Genomic DNA, 15,230 nt, shown 5'->3' with positions numbered 1-15,230 from the left:
AATGAGAACAATGACTGAACAAGCAACCCAGGCCGGCAACGAGACCCCCATGGTCCAGATGCGCGGCGTCAACAAGTGGTACGGCGACTTCCACGTGCTGCGCGACATCGATCTCGAGGTCAAGCGCGGCGAACGAATCGTCATCTGCGGCCCTTCGGGCTCGGGCAAGTCGACGCTGATCCGCTGCATCAACCATCTCGAGGAGCATCAGGCCGGCGAGATCGTGGTCGGCGGCATTCCGCTCACACAGGACGTCAAGCGCATCGAGCAGATCCGCCGCAACGTGGGTATGGTGTTCCAGCACTTCAATCTCTTCCCGCACCTCACGGTGCTGGAGAACTGCTGTCTGGCGCCCATGTGGGTGCAGAAGAAGCCGCGGCGCGAGGCCGAGGAGCAGGCCATGCGCTACCTGGAGCGGGTGCGTATCGCCGAGCAGGCGCGCAAGTACCCGGGCCAGCTCTCCGGCGGCCAGCAGCAGCGCGTGGCGATCGCCCGCTCGCTGTGCATGCACCCCGAGGTGATGCTGTTCGACGAGCCCACCTCGGCGCTCGACCCGGAGATGATCAAGGAGGTGCTCGACGTCATGGTCGAGCTGGCCAACGAGGGCATGACCATGCTCTGCGTGACCCACGAGATGGGCTTCGCCAAGACCGTGGCCGACCGCGTGATCTTCATGGATCAGGGACAGATCATCGAGGAGAATGCGCCGGAGCCTTTCTTCAACAACCCGCAGTCCGAGCGTACCCAGCTCTTCCTCAGTCAGATCCTCGGTCACTAGGAGGCGAGACCGGCGGCGGTGTGGCTTGCTGCATCGCCGGCGTCGCCTGAGGATACGCCATGACACGGTTGCGTCCCGTGCGCTTGGCGGCATAGAGCGCCTGGTCGGCCTGAGTGCTGGCCAGGCTCTGGGCGTGCTCCAGATCCTCGCCGGGAATCAGCCGGGCGATACCGATGCTGATCGTGATGGTGACGGGCGGTGCTGCGGCCATGCCCGCCAGCGGGGGAAGCGAAAAGGGGGTATCGGCGATGCTGGCCCTCAGACGTTCGCCCAGCAGCCACGCCAGAGCATCGTCGAGCCCGCTGACGAATACCGCAAACTCCTCGCCGCCCATGCGGGCCAGCACGTCCTGGCCGCGCAGCTCGTTGTCCAGCCGTGTGGCGACCAGCTTGAGCAGGGCATCGCCGGCGGGGTGCCCGTAGCGATCGTTGATCTGCTTGAAGTGGTCGATGTCGAGCATCAACAGGTGGCAGAGCGTGGTCGAGGAGCGCTTCAGTGTCGTCTGTAGATGGCGTGTCAGGCCGCGCCGGTTCATCACGCCGGTGAGTTCATCGTACTCGGCGGCGAGCATGGCTCGCTCCTCTCCCTGCTTGCGACGGCTGATGTCGATGACCAGCCCCGATATGACGCTGGGCCGGCCGCTGGTGTCGCAAGCCAGTTCGGCGACGAGCTCATGCCAGCGTGCCGGGGTTCCAGGGCGTTGCAGCCGCACGTCCAGGCGAAAGCTCTGGCCTGCATCCGAGCCGTTCAGGCACTGGCGCATCCGCTTCCACAGGCGCCGCCGGTCGGCTCTTAGCATATGGGCCAGCAACCGTCGCAGCGGCAGGCGGGCATAGTCGTCGGGGTAGCCCAGCGTGCGCAGCAGGGCGCGAGAGCACCAGGTCGAACCGCTATGTAGGTCGATTTCCCAGATCCCGCATTCGGCGACCTGTTGAAACAGCTCGAACTGGCGTCGGCGGCTGGCGAGCTGGTGGCGATAGAGTGACGAGGCGATCAGTTCTGCGGCGATGACGAGTGCGTCGAGCCCGGCGCCCTCCCAGTCGAGGGGGCGCTCGCAGTCGTCGATTCCCAGCGTGCCCCACCAGCGGCCGTCCACCATGATGGGGACCGTGATCATCGAGAGTATCTGCTGGCTCTCGAGGTTCTCGCGCAGCGGCCCCGGCGCCATTCGTTCGGTGATGAAGCGTTGTGACATGCCGCGTTGACGCTCGGCGACCATGTGGCGGTAGGTGGGGTCATCGAAAACGCTGGCAAAGAAGCGAAAGCGCTTCTGCGTGAGCTGGCGATAGCGTGGCTTGGCGGCCCACTCGAACACATAGTCCTGAATGACCGCTTCGTCCTGCAGCTCCAGCAGTTGGAAGATCCATACCCGGCTGGCCCCCGAGGCCCGGCCGATCTCGCCCAGCAGTGCATCGACGCCGTCGCCCCAGAAACGTCCCTTCATCAAGGCCCGGCTGCCCTTGGCGAGAGCGGCGAGGAGGCGCATGGCGTCGGGCTGGATCGGAACCGTCATGGGTCGACTCATCCATCGGGCGGTAGACCGATCATAACAGAGGCTTACATTTCTGTTACACCGCAACGTGCACGATGAAAGTGACGAATCCTGGCCGGCCGTAGGTCAGATGCTGCCCTGAGGCTTGAGGGGCTCGGCGGGGCGTGTCACTCGTGCGCTGCCCAGCACGCTGGGTTCGATCTCGACCGAGCGTGCCTCGCTGGTCCATGCGGCCTGGGCATCATGTACTGCAGGGCGGCGTTCGAAGGAGCGCGTCACCACGTCGCCGGGTGCGAAACCGGCACGAGCGGCGAGGTGATGAGGCAACAGGCAGAGCTCGATGAGCAGGCGCAGCGTGAATGCTGCCGCCAGCCACAGCCCGGCACCCGCTGCCAGTTCGGGCCAGGCCAGGTACCAGTCGCTGGCAGCGAACCAAGGGGTGCGTGGCAGCAGCCATAGAGCGGCGGTTACAAGCAGCCCCATCTGCAACAGAAGGTGCAAGAAGAGTAGGAAGCCGCGGGACATGGGGCGGCTGGGAAACAGAAATTGGCGCATCGGGCTCCTCCCTTAGGGACATCGGCATACGATGAACGGTCCGACATCCCTGCCGGCGGTTCGATGCTACCCCAGATCGCGGCCAGCGTCAGCCGTTACGTCGGGCAGCGCTTCGCCGCTCAGTCGAGCAGGGTGATGCTGGCCGGTAGCAGCGCGTCGCGGGCGCGGTGCTCACCGAGCGCACGGCCCGCCAGGGCGGTCAGCAGGATCTGCAGCGGATCGCCGTGGCTCACCAGCAGCACGGTCTCCTGGCGCAGCGATTGCTCCAGTGAGGCGATTACCCCCTGCATGCGAGCGGCGACGCTGGCGGCGCTCTCCACGCCATGCTCGCAATGCTCCGGGTCCTGGGCATCCAGCGCCCAGACGTCGGGATAACGGCAGTCCGGCCCACCTTCGAAATCGCCGAAGTCGCGCTCGCGCAGGCGCGGCTCGGCCTGCAGCGCGAGCCCGAAGTGAGTGGCCACTCGGGTGGCGGTTTCGGTGGTACGCAGGAAGTCGGAATGCAGGATGCGAGTCGGCGATGGCCAGCGCCAGTCGTCGAGCAGCGCTTGCAGCTGTGCCTCGCCCTGGTGGGAGAGGCCGAACGCCGAGAGCCCCCTGGCCGGGGTGCTGATGATCAGGTGCCGCTCGTTGGCCTCGCTGTGACCATGCCGCATCAGCAGGTAGCGGTTGTGGCGCGAGCCCGAAGAGAACTGAAATCGGTTTGACATCGTCTTGTCACACTACCTAGATTGAAGGTTAGTTTCGTTTGCGATCATGCGGGCTTCAGCATGTTCACTTTCGAGCAGGCTAGGCGGGATGCCGGCACAGGTCATCCCGCGTCTTGCCGCAAGATCGGCATACATGAATCCAATAACTCGAATAACGACAAAGATCAGAGAGACACGCCAATGACAACACCCAAGACTTTCGGCCGCGCCGCCCTGAATTCACTGGCTCTGTCCAGCCTGCTGCCTCTGGCCCTGCTGATCTCGGCGCAGGCCCAGGCCGACTGCCCCCGCGGCGCCCTGGACACTCTATTCTGCGACGAGGATGGCGACATGGTCGCCGATCTGCCCGCCGACGAATCCGAGTGGGCCAACCCCGATACGCTGATCTTCGCCTATACCCCGGTGGAGGATCCAGCCATCTACTCCGACATCTGGCAGCCCTTCATTGATCATCTCCAGGAAGTGACCGAGCGTAACGTACGCTTCTTCGCCGTGCAGTCCAACTCGGCTCAGGTCGAGGCCATGCGCAGCGGGCGACTGCACATCGCCGGCTTCTCCACCGGCCCGACGCCGTTCGCGGTGAACCTGGCCGGCGCGGTGCCGTTCGCCCTGATGGGCTCCGACGACGGTCAGTTCGGTTATACCCTGCAGGTCTACACTCACGTCGATTCCGGCATCGACGATCTGGAGGACCTGCGTGGCAAGCGGGTGGCGCACACCTCGCCAACGTCGAACTCCGGCAATCTGGCGCCGCGGGCGCTGTTCCCGGAGCTCGGCATCGTGCCCGATGAGGACTACGAGGTGGTCTACTCCGGCAGTCACGACCAGTCGATGCTGGGCGTGGTCGCTCGCGACTATGACGCCGCACCGGTGGCCTCCGAGGTGGTCGAGCGCATGGCGGCGCGGGGTCTCTATGATCCGGACGAGGTCAAGATCATCTACGAGACCGATGCGTTCCCCACCACTTCCTACAACTACGCGCACAACCTCCACCCTGACCTGGTCGAGAAGATCAAGGAAGCCTTCTTCACCTTCGATTTCGAAGGCACGGCGCTGGGCGATGAGTTCGAGGGCGTCGACAAGTTCATCCCCATCAACTACCAGGAGCACTGGGAGGTCATCCGTACCATCCAGGCCGCCAACGACGTGCGCTACACCCGCGAGGACCTGGAGCAGGAGTAAACCTGGCAGCGTGCAGCCGGGGCCCTCGGCTTCGCCGGGGGCGTCTCCGTTTCTCTTTCCGCGAGGTGGGTGAATGCTGGAAATTTCAAAGCTGGTCAAGCGTTACGGCCGTGACGAGCCGGTGCTCAAGGAGCTGGATCTGACGGTCGAAGGCAGCAGCGTGGTCTCCATCGTCGGCGCCTCCGGGGCCGGCAAGAGCACCATGCTGCGCTGTATCAACCGCCTGGTGGAGCCCACCTCGGGTTCGATCAAGCTCAACGGTACCGAGCTGGTTCACCTGCGCGGGCGCGAACTACGCCGTGCCCGGCGCAAGATCGGCATGGTGTTTCAGGGCTTCAACCTGATCGACCGTCTCACGGTGATGGAGAACGTGCTGGCAGGGCGGCTCGGCTACGTCAATCTCTACCAGGCGATTACCCGCCGCTATCCCCAGAGCGATATTGAGCGCGCCTTCACGCTGATGGAACGGGTGGGCATCGCCCACTATGCCAACAAGCGGGCCGACGAGCTTTCCGGAGGTGAGCGTCAGCGGGTCGGCGTGGTACGGGCGCTGATGCAGGAACCGGAAATCCTGCTCGCCGACGAGCCCACGGCCTCGCTCGACCCGCGTACCTCCGAGCAGATCATGAAGCTGCTGCAGAGCCTGGCCAGCGAACTCTCACTGCCGGTGCTGATCAACATTCACAACGTGGCCCAGGCCAAGGCCTACACCGAACGCATCGTCGGCTTGCGCCATGGCCGGATGATCTTCGACGGCGCGCCGGCCGATTTCGGCAAGGAGGCGCTGGACGCCATCTACGGCGGCATCGAGACAGCCGAAGACGAGATCACCGAGGAGCCCGGCCGCCCGGCGCAGCAGGGGGTGGCTCATGACTCGACCTGACCAGGCCGCCGCGCCGCGTACCTGGCGCAAACCGCCCTTCATCGCCAACCCGGTGCTGCGCTATGGGCTGTGGCTGGTGGTGATCGTCTACCTGGTGTGGGCCTTCGGCTCGCTGCCGTTCAACTGGGCGCGCATCAGCGAGGGCCTGCCACGGGCGGCACGTATCTTCGGCGGCGGCTTTCCTCCCAGCTTCGAGCGCAGCGGGCTGCTGATCACCGGCTTCAAGGAGAGTTTCCAGATCGCCATTCTGGCCACCCTGATGGGGGTAGCGCTGTCGATCCCCTTCGCCGTGATGGCGGCCAAGAACGTGGCGCCCAAGCCCATCTACCTTCTCGGACGTGCGGTGATCATCGTCTCGCGCAGCTTCCATCCGGTGATCGTCGCCATCCTGTTCGTGGCAGCGGTGGGCTTCGGTCCGCTGGCCGGGATCCTGACGCTCACGATCTACTCGATCGGCTTCGTCGGCAAGCTGCTGGCGGAGGAGATCGAGGAGATCGACTGGGGCCAGGTCGAGGCGATGAAAGCCGCCGGAGCGGGCTACCTGGCGACGCTGATCTATGCCGTGTTTCCGCAGATCCTGCCGCGCCAGGTGGGGCTCTCCATGTACCAGCTCGACAGCAACCTGCGCGCCTCGGCGGTGGTCGGCATCGTCGGCGCCGGCGGCATCGGCGGTACCCTGATGAATGCCTTCGGTCGCTACGACTACGATTTCGCCTTTGCCATCCTGCTCATGATCATTGCCGTGATTCTGGTCAGTGAAGGCATCAGCGGCTGGGTGAGGAAGAAGATATGGTAGATCATGCCGGAGCCCTGGCCGACCGCGTCTGGCGGCGCTACGACCGCAAGCAGCAGCTGATCCGCTACGGCGTGCTGCTGATTACCGTGATGGTGGTCTACTGGGCGATACGCGACATCGACATCTTCTGGCCCTGGGTGTGGGACGCTCCCAACCAGATCTCGAGCCTGGGCGCGCGCATGTGGCCGCCCGACCCCTCGCGGCTTGCCGCGATCACCAACGCGCTGCTGGAGACGGTGCACATCGCCACCCTGGCGACCCTGCTGACGATCTTCATTGCGCTGCCGGTCTCCTACATCGCGGCCCAGAACACCACGCCCAACCGCGCCTGCCTGTGGCTGGGGCGCTTCATCCTGGTAGCCAGCCGCTCGGTGAACACCATCATCTGGGCACTGCTGTTCGTGGCCATCTTCGGCCCCGGGGTTCTGGCGGGAATCCTGGCCATCATGTTTCGCTCCATCGGCTTCATCGGCAAGCTGATGGGCGAGGCCATCGAGGAGATCGACCGTCGCCCGGTGGAGGCCATGGAAGCCACCGGCGCCTCCAAGGCCAAGGTCATCGCCTATGCCGTCGTGCCCCAGGTGATGCCGGCTTTCTTCGCCATCGTCATCCTGCGCTGGGACATCAACATCCGTGAATCGACGGTGCTGGGTCTGGTCGGCGCCGGCGGTATCGGGGTGATCCTGCAGGGAGCCATCGACACCTTCGCCTGGCCCACGGTGGCCACCATCCTCATCGCCATCATCGTGCTAGTGCTGATCGGCGAGGCGGTGACGGGCCTGCTGCGACGCAAGGTGCTCTGAGGGACGACGGCTTGTTGTCCGGTTGACCTTCCCGGCTGCCCTTGCCATGTTGAAATCGAGGTCCCGCGATGGGGCTCCATTCACTGCATCAAGGAGAGGCTATGACAACGTATATCGTGGTGGCCGATGCGGCTAGGGCGCGCGTATTCACCCGCGACGCGCTGAAGCTGGAGGAGAAGGAGAGCCTGGTGCACGCCGAAGGGCGTCTGCACGAGGGAGACCTGGTCACCGGCGAGACGGGAGCCGTCGACGAGTCGACCTCTCACACTCGGCGTTCCAGTCGCGGTGACAGCGTGGCGCTGGACCATGAGGCGGAGATCTTCGCCAAGCAGATCGCCGAGCGAATCTACAAGGCCAGGGTCGACAACAGCATGGACAAGCTGATCCTCGTCGCTCCGCCCCGCTTCCTGGGCGTGCTGCGTGACAAGATCGACGGGCCGACCAGCAAGCTGATCATCCACACCCTGGACAAGGATCTCTCCAAGGCGCCGCTGAACGATATCCAGAAAGCCGTCAGCGACATGCGCTGAAGCGACTTTGGCCTCGCGCTCGAGCCTGAACTCAAGCGTGCACTCAAGAAAGGGGCGTTCTTGCCGATAGAAGGAGCATGGCTGTGAAGTTTACTTCGCTGCAACATGCTATCCACTTCAGCGAGAACGCCCATGCACCTCAGATCGATCCGCCAATTCGTGGTCATGCTGGCCGGACCCTGCCTGTTGGCAGTGGTCGTGGCTCTGGTCGTTTATGCCCTGTTCTCCTCGGCACGTACCCAGCAGACCGTCGAGACCCACACGCGCGAACTGCTCGAAGGGGCCGTAGACGAGCGCCTGGCGGTGTTGGCGGACGCCGAGGCCGGCAGGATCCAGCGCGAACTCGAGCATGCCCTGACCCTGGCCACCCAGTTGGCAGATACCAACGCGCTGATGGGCCAGCGGGACGGCAGCGGCCGCACCGCCCTTGGCCTGAGCCGGCGCGAGCTCTCCAATCTGGTGCGCGAGACGGTGGTGCAGAACCCTTCGCTGCTGGACGCCTTCATCGGCTGGGAGCCTGATGCTTTCGGCCGCGATGCGCTGTATGCCGATCTTGGCGAAAGCGACGGCTACGACGGCAGCGGTCGCTTCATGCCCTGGTGGTATCGCACCGGGGAGGGCGGCGTCGAGGTGTTGCCGCTGGGCGAGACCATGGAGAGCACGGCGCTGCTCGGCAATGGCGTGCGTGAGGGCGAATACTACCTCTGCCCGCGGGAGAGCCTCGCCCCCTGTATCATCGACCCGGCGCCCTACGACTTCGGCGGCGAGACGCTACTGGTCACCTCGTTCAACGTGCCGATCCTGGTCGAGGGGGCGTTTCGCGGCGTGGCCGGTGTCGACCTGTCGCTGGATTTCATCCAGGCACTGCTGCTCGAGGCCAACCAGTCGCTCTACGGAGGGGCGGGCGAAATGGCCCTGGTGGCGGGGCGCGGGGGGCTGGTGGCCTATACCGCCAATGCCGAGCGGCTCGGCGATGCGGCAAGCGAAGCCTTCGATGCTCAGGTGCTGTCGGCCCTCGAGCAGGCTCAGGCGGAGGGCTCCAGCGTGAGCCTGGTGCGGGATGGCATGCTGGAGCGCTATCAGCCCTTCACCATCGGCGAGAGCGAGCAGCCCTGGACGCTGATGATCCGGCTGCCCGAAGCGGCGGTGATGGCAGAGCTAACGGCGCTGCAGGCGATGATGAACGAGCAGCGCCGGGCCGACACCCTGGGCATGGCGCTGGTCGGCCTGCTGCTGGCGGCATTGGGGCTCGCCGCCCTGTGGTGGGTCGGCACCCGCGTGTCGCGGCCGCTGCGCCTGCTGGCCGAACGCATGCGTGAGATCGCCACCGGCGACGGCGATCTGACCCAACGCCTGCCGGTACGAGGGCGCGACGAGAGCGCCGAGCTCGCCATTCAGTTCAATGCCTTCGTCGACAAGATTCACGACGTGCTGCTCGACGTGCGCGCCAGCAGCGAATCGGTACGTATAGCGGCCAGCGAGATCGCCAACGGCGGCGAGGATCTGTCGCGGCGCACCGAGCAGGCCGCTGCCAGTCTGCAGCAGACCTCCGCCTCCATGGAGCAGATCTCGGCCACGGTAGAGCACACCTCGGCCTCCTCGCGGGAAGCCAACGGCCTGTCGAAGTCGGCCGCCGAGGTCGCCCAGCGCTCCGGCGAAACGGTCGGCCAGGTGGTGGACACCATGCAGGAGATCAGCCGCTCGTCGCAGCAGATCGGCGAGATCGTCAAGGTCATCGACGGCATCGCCTTTCAGACCAACCTGCTGGCGCTCAATGCTTCGGTCGAAGCCGCCCGGGCCGGCGAGCACGGCCGCGGCTTCGCCGTGGTGGCCGGTGAGGTGCGCCAACTGGCCACGCGCAGCGCCGAGGCCTCGCGCGACATCCGTTCCCTTATCGAGGCCTCCAGCCAGCGTGTCATCACCGGTACCGAGCTTGTGGGACGCGCCGGCGAGAGCATGGGCGAGCTGATGGCCAGCGTGAACCGGGTAGCCAACATGCTCGGCGAGATCAGTATGGCCGCTGGTGAGCAGAGCGACGGCATCGGCCAGGTCAGCGTGGCCGTGGCCGACCTCGACCGTACGATTCAGCAGAACGCCGCGCTGGTGGAGGAGTCGACCACCGCCGCCGAGCAGCTCAGCGAGCAGGCCGATCGTTTGGCCCAGGTCGTCGGCGGGTTCCGTCTGCGCGATCGCTGACGGCAGGGGCCAAGGGACCCTGGGGTAAGGCAACAGGAGGGTCAGGAGACCGGCGGCAGGTCGATCTCGTCGCTGCGCCTGACCCCCTCAGTCATCTGCCGGCACAGGCGCAGGAATTCGCGCATGCCGGTGGCCAGGTACTTGTGGCGGTGCCAGATGAAGGCGAACTGGCGGCTCAGGTCGAGCTCGGGAGTGGGAATCGGCACCAGGCTACCGCGGCGGAAGGCGTCACGCAGCGCCAGCTTCGACACGCAGCCGATGCCGAGCCCCGACTCCACCGCGCGCTTGATGCCCTCGGTATGTTCCAGCTCCAGCAGCGTATTGAAGCGCCCGCGGCGATGCCTTGCGGCCTGCTCCAGCGTCATGCGCGTGCCCGAGCCCTGCTCGCGCATGATCCAGGCCTCGCGCAGCAGCCGCTCCAGCTCCACCGGCCCCTGGCCGGCCAGCGGATGGCGGGGCGAACAGAACACCGACAGTTCGTCCTCCACCCAGGACTGGGTGATCACGTCCTCCTCCTCGCAGTGCCCTTCGATGAGCCCCAGGTCGAGCTCGTGCTGACGCACGCGGTCGATGATCTCCCGCGTATTGCGCACCGCCAGGCGTACTCGGCTGCCCGGATGGCGCTGCATGAAATCGCTGATCAGCAGCGTCGCCAGGTAGTTGCCGATGGTCAGGGTGGCGCCCACGTCGAGCGAACCGATGCCCTGCTGACCGTGCAGGATCTCCTCGATCTCCTCGGCGCGGTCGAGCAGCGCCACCGCCTTGGGCAGCAGCTGAAAGCCCAGCGCGTTGAGCCGCAGCCGCTTGCCGATACGGTCGAGCAGCTGGCAGTCGAACTGGCGCTCGAGTTCGGCCAGGGCGGTACTGGTGGCCGACTGCGACAGGGAGAGCGCCCGAGCGGCGCGGGAGACGCTCTCGTGCTGGGCGACGGCGACGAAGACCTCGAGTTGGCGCAGGGTGAAATGCATGAAACGGCTCGATGTTGATCTATATCAGTAATCTGGATAAAGGATATCCATACAATCCAATTAACAGATAAACCTTGCGCTCTTATAATGCAAGCAAATCATCTAGCCCAATGCTTTATTCGATATAGGAATATCTAGGAGCCGGCATGAGCAAGTTTGCGTTGGAAGAGGTTCTCAGTGTCCACCACTGGAACGACACCCTGTTCAGCTTCCGCACCACCCGCGAGCGCAGCCTGCGCTTCAAGAACGGTCAGTTCGTGATGATCGGCCTCGAAGTGAACGGCAAGCCGCTGATGCGTGCTTACTCCATCGCCAGCCCCAACTACGAGGACCACCTCGAGTTCTTCAGCATCAAGGTGCCCGATGGCCCGCTGACCTCGCGTCTGCAGCACCTCAAGGTGGGCGACCAGATCATGGTCAGCCGCAAGCCCACCGGCACCCTGGTCACCGACGACCTGCTGCCGGGGCGCAACCTCTACTTCCTTTCCACCGGTACCGGCTTGGCCCCGTTCATGAGCCTGATCCAGGACCCGGAGGTGTACGAGCGCTACGAGAAGGTGATCCTGGTGCACGGCGTGCGCAGTGTCAGCGAGCTGGCCTATGCCGACTTCATTCAGAAGGAGCTGCCGGCTCACGAATACCTGGGCGACGAGATCCGCGAGAAGCTGGTCTACTACCCCACGGTGACCCGCGAGGAGTTCCACACCATGGGCCGCCTCACCGACCATATCCGCAGCGGCAAGCTGTTCGAGGACACCGGCATTGCGCCGATGGATCCCAAGCAGGACCGCGCCATGATCTGCGGCAGCCCGGCGATGCTCGACGAGACCAGCGCCCTGCTGGACGACCTGGGCTTCAACATCTCGCCGCGCATGGGCGAACCCGGCGATTACGTCATCGAGCGCGCCTTCGTCGAGAAATAAAAAGGGGCGTTCGGTGCTTGGCGAGCTTCAAAAAACCCACGGCCTTGCGGTCGTGGGTTTTTGTTTGACTGGGCTTATACCGCATCCTTGCCGGTTTCGCCGGTACGAATCCGGATCACCTGCTCAAGCGGCGTGATGAAGATCTTGCCGTCGCCGATCTTTCCGGTATTGGCCACTTGGGTGATGGCATCGATCACCTGCTCGATCAGGTCGTCGTCGATGGCGATCTCCACTTTCACCTTGGGCAGGAAGTCGACCACGTATTCGGCACCGCGATAGAGCTCGGTGTGGCCCTTCTGACGACCGAAGCCCTTCACCTCGGTCACGGTGATACCCTGCACCCCGATCTCCGAAAGCGACTCGCGAACGTCGTCGAGCTTGAACGGCTTGATGATGGCGGTCACCAGTTTCATGGTCTGTTTCCTCGTTGTCGTGCGGGGTTCTTCGCTCGAACCCGGGCGGGTACGAATCGGCTGGCCTCAAGCATACACCGCCCTTGGCAGGAAGAAAAAAGGCTCCCCGCAGGGAGCCCGGAAGGGGTAAGCGTTTATTCTGGGCGGGGCTGACCGACCGGTGCGCCGGCTGCGTAGCCGCCGGACTGCGGACGTCCACCACTGCCGCCGTAGACACGGGCGACACTGAACTCGGGGTAGGCTTCCATACCGCACTCGGCCAGATCGACCCCCTCGTACTCTTCCTCTTCGCTGACGCGTACGCCCATGATCGCCTTGATGATCAGCCACACGGCGAGGCTGGCGGCGAAGACCCAGGCGAAGATCGCCAGGCCGCCGATGATCTGTGCACCGAAGGTGGCTCCGTCGTTGGAGAGCGGCACCGCCAGCAGACCCCAGATGCCGACCACACCGTGCACCGAGATGGCGCCGACCGGATCGTCGATCTTCAGCTTGTCGAGGGTGACGATGGCGGCCACCACGATGATGCCGCCCACGGCACCGATCAGGGTCGCGCCCAGCGCCGTGGGCTCCAGCGGCTCGGCGGTGATCGCCACCAGGCCGGCGAGGGCGCCGTTCAGGGCCATGGTCAGGTCGGCCTTGCGGAACCAAACCTTGGCCAGGATCAGCGCGGCGATGACGCCACCGGCCGCCGCGGCGTTGGTGTTGACCAGCACCTGGGCCACGTTGTTGGCCGAGGCCACGTCGGAGAGCTTGAGCTCCGAGCCGCCGTTGAAGCCGAACCAGCCCATCCACAGGATGAAAGTACCCAGGGTGGCCAGCGGCATGTTGGCACCCGGGATGGCGTGAATGCTGCCGTCCTTGCCGTACTTGCCCTTGCGCGGGCCGAGGACCAGCACGCCGGCCAGTGCCGCGGCCGCACCGGCCATGTGCACGATGCCGGAGCCGGCGAAGTCGGAGAAGCCCAGCTCGTCGAGCCAGCCCTCGCCCCATGTCCAGTAGCCGGACACCGGGTAGATGAAGCCGGTCATGACCACGGCGAAGGCGAGGAAGGCCCACAGCTTCATGCGCTCGGCCACGGCGCCGGAGACGATCGACATGGCGGTGGCGACGAACACTACCTGGAAGAAGAAGTCGGCGCGCATGGAGTAGTAGGGGGCGTCTTCACCACCGGCGGTGACCGCATCGACGCTGTTCTCGCCGCCGATCAGTACGCCCAGGTTGGGCAGGATGCCACCGGCATCGCTCGAGTACATGATCGAGTAGCCCACCAGCAGATACATGGTACAGGCAATGGCGAACAGGGCGATGTTCTTGGTCAGGATCTCGGCGGTGTTCTTGGCGCGCACCATGCCGGCTTCCAGCATCGAGAAGCCGGCGGCCATCCACATCACCAGCACGCCGCAGATCAGGAAATAGAAGGTGTCGAGCGCATAGCTCAACTCGGCAAGTTCACTCATGGCTGTTCTCCGTTGTTCTCGTTATGTCGATCAGACGGCTTCGGCGCCGCGTTCGCCGGTACGGATGCGAATCACATCCTCCAGCGGCGTCACGAAGACCTTGCCGTCGCCGATCTTGCCGCTGTTGGCCGCACCGCAGATGGCATCCAGCACGCTCTCGACGCGGGAGTCGTCCACGGCCACCTCGACCTTGACCTTGGGCAGGAAATCGACCACGTATTCGGCGCCGCGGTAGAGCTCGGTGTGGCCCTTCTGACGGCCGAAGCCTTTCACTTCGGTCACGGTGATGCCTTGCACGCCGTTGTCGGCCAGGGCCTCCCGTACGTCGTCGAGCTTGAACGGTTTGATGATGGCGGTGATGAGCTTCATTAGCGTCTCTCCATGCTGGTATTGGGCGATGGGTTGCCAGCTGCTGTGTCTTGCTTATGCGCATTACGTGCCATTTCCGAAAAAAACCTTTTCTTACAGCCGTTTTTCAGGACGAGATAGGCTCGATTCACCAAGAGGGAGAGGAGGGTTACGCGCCCGTGCACCAGCTTGGTGCCTTGTTGTGGTGCAGGCGCGCCATGTCGGAGCGTGAGAAGGGAATGCGTCGTTGCAGCGCCTTGCGTATGCTGTAGAGCAACATGCCCAGGCGAAAGGAGAAGCGCACCATGGCGAGTCAGGACCCCATCAGCCGGTTGGCGCAGCAGCTCGGCGAGCGCCTGCAGGGGGCGGCCCAGGCGCCGGAAGAGTTGCAGAAGGGAATACAGCAGGTCGTACGCGGCGCCTTCGACCGCCTCGAGCTGGTATCGCGGGAGGATTTCGACATCCTGATGGACGTGCTGCAGCGCACGCGCATCCGGGTCGAGGCGCTGGAGCAGCAGGTGGCGGCGTTGGAGAAGGCGCTGGCGGCCCGCGAGACCCCGGTGACCCAGGCGACCCTCACGCTGCCCGAGGATGCGGGCAAGAACGCTGACGAACCCGGCGAAGCCAAGCGCTGAGCCAGCGTGGAGAGCCCGTTGCGGCATAGTGCTAGTATCTGAGCCTCACGCAAATGAACTGCGAGGGACCGCAAGATGCTGGCGATCGTTGCCACGCGGGCCGGCCTGGGGCTGGAAGCGCCCGAGGTGCAGGTCGAGGTACATCTGGCCAACGGCCTGCCGGGAATGACCCTGGTGGGCCTGCCCGAGGCCGCCGTCAAGGAGAGTCGCGAACGGGTGCGCAGCGCCCTCACCAACGCTGGCTTCGACTTCCCCAACACACGCAGAATCGTGCTCAACCTGGCGCCCGCCGACCTGCCCAAGGTCGGCGGGCGTTTCGACCTGCCCATCGCGCTGGGCATTCTGGTGGCCTCAGGCCAGCTTCCCGGTGAGGCGCTCGAAGGCATCGAGAGCGTCGGCGAGCTGGCGCTGGACGGCCGGCTGCGTCCCATCAGCGGCGTACTGCCGCTGGCGCTGGCGGCACGCAAGGCCGGGCGCAAGCTGATCGTGCCTAAGGAGAATGCCGACGAGGCGGCCCTGGCCGGCGATCTGCAGGTGTTGCCGGCAGAGCATCTGCTC

Annotated in this window: 18 protein-coding genes; 10 read left to right on the top strand and 8 right to left on the bottom strand. The window is 64.9% G+C overall.

Translation table 11 applies throughout. From position 1 onward, the window contains the following. Nucleotides 1-49: 49 nt before the first annotated feature. Nucleotides 50-778 (top strand): amino acid ABC transporter ATP-binding protein, encoded by a 729-nt coding sequence (locus B8115_RS00765; RefSeq protein ID WP_035589725.1) that lies wholly within the window; start codon nt 50-52, stop codon nt 776-778. Here B8115_RS00765 and B8115_RS00760 read toward each other — a convergent pair. From B8115_RS00760 to B8115_RS00750, 3 genes are all read right to left on the bottom strand, one after another. After that, nucleotides 756-2,291 carry a diguanylate cyclase gene (locus B8115_RS00760; protein WP_010625818.1) on the bottom strand — a complete coding sequence of 512 codons (1,536 nt, stop codon included), beginning with the start codon at nt 2,289-2,291 and terminating at the stop codon, nt 756-758. The two genes, B8115_RS00765 and B8115_RS00760, sit on opposite strands and share 23 nt — an antisense overlap. A gap of 105 nt (nt 2,292-2,396) precedes the next feature. Continuing rightward, nucleotides 2,397-2,825 (bottom strand): hypothetical protein, encoded by a 429-nt coding sequence (locus tag B8115_RS00755; RefSeq protein ID WP_010625817.1) that lies wholly within the window; start codon nt 2,823-2,825, stop codon nt 2,397-2,399. 119 nt (nt 2,826-2,944) lie between these two features. Next, on the bottom strand, nt 2,945-3,535 hold the full coding sequence (locus tag B8115_RS00750; RefSeq protein WP_010625816.1) for a histidine phosphatase family protein: 591 nt from the start codon (nt 3,533-3,535) through the stop codon (nt 2,945-2,947). A 180-nt stretch (nt 3,536-3,715) separates the two neighbouring features. Between B8115_RS00750 and phnD the strand changes: the two genes are divergently transcribed. The 6 genes from phnD (at nt 3,716) to B8115_RS00720 (ending at nt 9,925) form a co-directional block, all read left to right on the top strand. Continuing rightward, on the top strand, nt 3,716-4,717 hold the full coding sequence (phnD, locus tag B8115_RS00745; protein WP_010625815.1) for a phosphate/phosphite/phosphonate ABC transporter substrate-binding protein: 1,002 nt from the start codon (nt 3,716-3,718) through the stop codon (nt 4,715-4,717). 73 nt (nt 4,718-4,790) lie between these two features. Further along, complete coding sequence (gene phnC, locus B8115_RS00740) at nt 4,791-5,600, top strand: phosphonate ABC transporter ATP-binding protein (RefSeq protein WP_010625814.1); 810 nt, start codon at nt 4,791-4,793, stop codon at nt 5,598-5,600. Further along, the gene (phnE, locus tag B8115_RS00735; protein WP_010625813.1) at nt 5,587-6,396 is read left to right on the top strand and encodes a phosphonate ABC transporter, permease protein PhnE; all 810 of its coding nucleotides are present in this window, start codon (nt 5,587-5,589) and stop codon (nt 6,394-6,396) included. Before phnC ends, phnE (B8115_RS00735) begins: the two co-directional genes overlap by 14 nt. After that, on the top strand, nt 6,390-7,199 hold the full coding sequence (gene phnE, locus B8115_RS00730) for a phosphonate ABC transporter, permease protein PhnE (protein ID WP_010625812.1): 810 nt from the start codon (nt 6,390-6,392) through the stop codon (nt 7,197-7,199). The genes phnE (B8115_RS00735) and phnE (B8115_RS00730) overlap by 7 nt, the downstream gene beginning before the upstream one ends. A gap of 101 nt (nt 7,200-7,300) precedes the next feature. Beyond that, complete coding sequence (locus tag B8115_RS00725; protein ID WP_010625811.1) at nt 7,301-7,729, top strand: host attachment protein; 429 nt, start codon at nt 7,301-7,303, stop codon at nt 7,727-7,729. Between the two features lie 132 nt (nt 7,730-7,861). After that, complete coding sequence (locus tag B8115_RS00720; RefSeq protein WP_010625810.1) at nt 7,862-9,925, top strand: methyl-accepting chemotaxis protein; 2,064 nt, start codon at nt 7,862-7,864, stop codon at nt 9,923-9,925. A 41-nt stretch (nt 9,926-9,966) separates the two neighbouring features. Here the strand turns inward: B8115_RS00720 and B8115_RS00715 are convergent, their stop codons facing one another. Continuing rightward, on the bottom strand, nt 9,967-10,893 hold the full coding sequence (locus B8115_RS00715; protein ID WP_010625809.1) for a LysR family transcriptional regulator: 927 nt from the start codon (nt 10,891-10,893) through the stop codon (nt 9,967-9,969). A 146-nt stretch (nt 10,894-11,039) separates the two neighbouring features. Between B8115_RS00715 and B8115_RS00710 the strand changes: the two genes are divergently transcribed. After that, the gene (locus B8115_RS00710) at nt 11,040-11,816 is read left to right on the top strand and encodes a ferredoxin--NADP reductase (protein ID WP_010625808.1); all 777 of its coding nucleotides are present in this window, start codon (nt 11,040-11,042) and stop codon (nt 11,814-11,816) included. 74 nt (nt 11,817-11,890) lie between these two features. Here B8115_RS00710 and glnK read toward each other — a convergent pair whose 3' ends face one another. From glnK to B8115_RS23515, 4 genes are all read right to left on the bottom strand, one after another. After that, the gene (gene glnK, locus B8115_RS00705; protein ID WP_010625807.1) at nt 11,891-12,229 is read right to left on the bottom strand and encodes a P-II family nitrogen regulator; all 339 of its coding nucleotides are present in this window, start codon (nt 12,227-12,229) and stop codon (nt 11,891-11,893) included. A gap of 134 nt (nt 12,230-12,363) precedes the next feature. After that, nucleotides 12,364-13,689 (bottom strand): ammonium transporter, encoded by a 1,326-nt coding sequence (locus tag B8115_RS00700; protein WP_010625806.1) that lies wholly within the window; start codon nt 13,687-13,689, stop codon nt 12,364-12,366. Between the two features lie 30 nt (nt 13,690-13,719). Next, entirely contained in the window at nt 13,720-14,058 is a 339-nt protein-coding gene (locus tag B8115_RS00695; RefSeq protein WP_010625805.1) for a P-II family nitrogen regulator, read from the bottom strand. A 148-nt stretch (nt 14,059-14,206) separates the two neighbouring features. Further along, nucleotides 14,207-14,344: a hypothetical protein gene (locus B8115_RS23515; RefSeq protein WP_158409627.1), complete on the bottom strand. Its 138-nt coding sequence runs from the start codon at nt 14,342-14,344 to the stop codon at nt 14,207-14,209. Between B8115_RS23515 and B8115_RS00690 the strand changes: the two genes are divergently transcribed. Both B8115_RS00690 and B8115_RS00685 read left to right on the top strand, forming a co-directional pair. Beyond that, a complete protein-coding gene (locus B8115_RS00690; RefSeq protein WP_010625804.1) occupies nt 14,343-14,672 on the top strand; it encodes an accessory factor UbiK family protein in 330 nt (109 codons plus the stop codon). The genes B8115_RS23515 and B8115_RS00690 overlap by 2 nt on opposite strands. 75 nt (nt 14,673-14,747) lie before the next feature. Further along, nucleotides 14,748-15,230, top strand: a 483-nt coding sequence (locus B8115_RS00685; RefSeq protein ID WP_010625803.1) for a magnesium chelatase domain-containing protein, incomplete at its 3' end; no start/stop codon positions are given.

It is taken from the genome of Halomonas sp. KM-1, assembly GCF_000246875.1.
GTDB classification, from domain to species: Bacteria; Pseudomonadota; Gammaproteobacteria; order Pseudomonadales; family Halomonadaceae; genus Halomonas; species Halomonas aerodenitrificans.
This window is presented reverse-complemented; position numbering and strand designations above follow the sequence as displayed.

Bases quoted from the DNA above. Each gene is read 5' to 3' on its own strand.
- B8115_RS00765 (WP_035589725.1), top strand. From the start codon at position 50: ATGGTCCAGATGCGCGGCGTCAACAAGTGGTACGGCGACTTCCACGTG.
- B8115_RS00760 (WP_010625818.1), bottom strand. From the start codon at position 2,291: ATGACGGTTCCGATCCAGCCCGACGCCATGCGCCTCCTCGCCGCTCTC.
- B8115_RS00755 (WP_010625817.1), bottom strand. From the start codon at position 2,825: ATGCGCCAATTTCTGTTTCCCAGCCGCCCCATGTCCCGCGGCTTCCTA.
- B8115_RS00750 (WP_010625816.1), bottom strand. From the start codon at position 3,535: ATGTCAAACCGATTTCAGTTCTCTTCGGGCTCGCGCCACAACCGCTAC.
- phnD (WP_010625815.1), top strand. From the start codon at position 3,716: ATGACAACACCCAAGACTTTCGGCCGCGCCGCCCTGAATTCACTGGCT.
- phnC (WP_010625814.1), top strand. From the start codon at position 4,791: ATGCTGGAAATTTCAAAGCTGGTCAAGCGTTACGGCCGTGACGAGCCG.
- phnE (WP_010625813.1), top strand. From the start codon at position 5,587: ATGACTCGACCTGACCAGGCCGCCGCGCCGCGTACCTGGCGCAAACCG.
- phnE (WP_010625812.1), top strand. From the start codon at position 6,390: ATGGTAGATCATGCCGGAGCCCTGGCCGACCGCGTCTGGCGGCGCTAC.
- B8115_RS00725 (WP_010625811.1), top strand. From the start codon at position 7,301: ATGACAACGTATATCGTGGTGGCCGATGCGGCTAGGGCGCGCGTATTC.
- B8115_RS00720 (WP_010625810.1), top strand. From the start codon at position 7,862: ATGCACCTCAGATCGATCCGCCAATTCGTGGTCATGCTGGCCGGACCC.
- B8115_RS00715 (WP_010625809.1), bottom strand. From the start codon at position 10,893: ATGCATTTCACCCTGCGCCAACTCGAGGTCTTCGTCGCCGTCGCCCAG.
- B8115_RS00710 (WP_010625808.1), top strand. From the start codon at position 11,040: ATGAGCAAGTTTGCGTTGGAAGAGGTTCTCAGTGTCCACCACTGGAAC.
- glnK (WP_010625807.1), bottom strand. From the start codon at position 12,229: ATGAAACTGGTGACCGCCATCATCAAGCCGTTCAAGCTCGACGACGTT.
- B8115_RS00700 (WP_010625806.1), bottom strand. From the start codon at position 13,689: ATGAGTGAACTTGCCGAGTTGAGCTATGCGCTCGACACCTTCTATTTC.
- B8115_RS00695 (WP_010625805.1), bottom strand. From the start codon at position 14,058: ATGAAGCTCATCACCGCCATCATCAAACCGTTCAAGCTCGACGACGTA.
- B8115_RS00690 (WP_010625804.1), top strand. From the start codon at position 14,343: ATGGCGAGTCAGGACCCCATCAGCCGGTTGGCGCAGCAGCTCGGCGAG.
- B8115_RS23515 (WP_158409627.1), bottom strand. From the start codon at position 14,344: ATGGTGCGCTTCTCCTTTCGCCTGGGCATGTTGCTCTACAGCATACGC.